At 66.3% G+C, this 1,454-nt stretch carries 2 protein-coding genes; both read left to right on the plus strand.

What is annotated here, in order from left to right:
• The first annotated feature begins 176 nt into the window (after nucleotides 1–176).
• Nucleotides 177–659 (plus strand): peroxiredoxin, encoded by a 483-nt coding sequence (locus ACWGIG_RS38890; protein ID WP_453326440.1) that lies wholly within the window; start codon nucleotides 177–179, stop codon nucleotides 657–659.
• Nucleotides 660–834: 175 nt separating this feature from the next.
• On the plus strand, nucleotides 835–1,410 hold the full coding sequence (locus ACWGIG_RS38895; protein ID WP_185026139.1) for a TerD family protein: 576 nt from the start codon (nucleotides 835–837) through the stop codon (nucleotides 1,408–1,410).
• Nucleotides 1,411–1,454: the final 44 nt, after the last annotated feature.

Genomic DNA, 1,454 nt, shown 5'->3' on the forward strand with positions numbered 1-1,454 from the left:
CCAAGGACTGGACGGGCAGCCGACTGCTTGCCCCCAAGGCGGCGAAGTCCGCCAAGCACTACCAGCCGGAGACACCCCATCACCCAGTACGCGGACCCCCGCCGACCCAGGTCGGCGGGGGTCCCTTGCGTACGCTGGCACCACCCGAACAGCCCAACGAAGGGAAGCTCATCCCCATGGCGACCGACACGACGACCGGCACGGCGATCGGTGCGGGCACCGCGGCCCCGGACTTCGCGCTCAAGGACAACCACGGCCGCACCGTGCGCCTGTCCGACTTCAAGGGCGAGAAGAACGTCGTGCTGCTCTTCTACCCCTTCGCCTTCACCGGCGTCTGCACCGGCGAGCTGTGCGCCCTGCGCGACGAGCTCCCGAAGTTCCAGAACGACGACGTGCAGCTCCTCGCGGTTTCCAGCGACTCCATGCACACCCTGCGCGTCTTCGGTGAGCAGGAGGGCCTGGAGTACCCGCTGCTGTCCGATTTCTGGCCGCACGGCAACGTCTCGCGCGCCTACGGCGTCTTCGACGAGGAGAAGGGCTGCGCGGTGCGCGGCACTTTCATCATCGACAAGGAGGGCACGGTCCGCTGGACCGTCGTCAACGGCCTCCCCGACGCGCGTGATCTGAACGACTACGTCAAGGCCCTCGACACGCTCTGATCCGCACGGGAGCCTTGAGTGCCGAAATCCGGGACCCGATCCGGGTACCTGAGGAATTCGGGACTTAAGTCCTGCCGTGCCGGGAACCGGTCACTAGGATCAAACCGTTGATCCGATGCCAGCTGTACTACGGGGGCAGGGCTTCTCCTGAGCCCCTCGACATTTTGGAGGACTCGTGGGAGTCAGCCTCAGCAAGGGCGGAAACGTCTCGCTGTCCAAGGCCGCCCCGAACCTGACGGCGGTCATCGTCGGTCTGGGCTGGGACGCGCGCACCACCACCGGTGGTGACTTCGACCTCGACGCCAGCGCCCTGCTGACGAACGACGCGGGCAAGGTCGCCAACGACTCGAACTTCGTCTTCTTCAACAACCTCAAGAGCCCCGACGGCTCCGTCGAGCACACCGGTGACAACCTCACCGGTGAGGGCGAGGGCGACGACGAGGTCATCAAGGTGAATCTGGCCGGTGTCCCGGCCGATGTCGCCAAGATCGTCTTCCCGGTCTCGATCTACGAGGCCGAGTCCCGCCAGCAGAGCTTCGGCCAGGTCCGCAACGCGTACATCCGCGTCGTGAACCAGGCGGACGGCAATGAGCTCGCCCGCTACGACCTCAGCGAGGACGCCTCGACGGAGACCGCCATGGTCTTCGGCGAGCTCTACCGCAACGGTGCGGAGTGGAAGTTCCGTGCCATCGGCCAGGGTTACGCCTCGGGACTGCGCGGCATCGCGCAGGACTTCGGCGTCAACGTCTGAGCCAGGCACACACCGCATTCGTCCGGCGCCGCACTCCTCTGTGC

It is taken from the genome of Streptomyces sp. NPDC054863, from assembly GCF_053610825.1.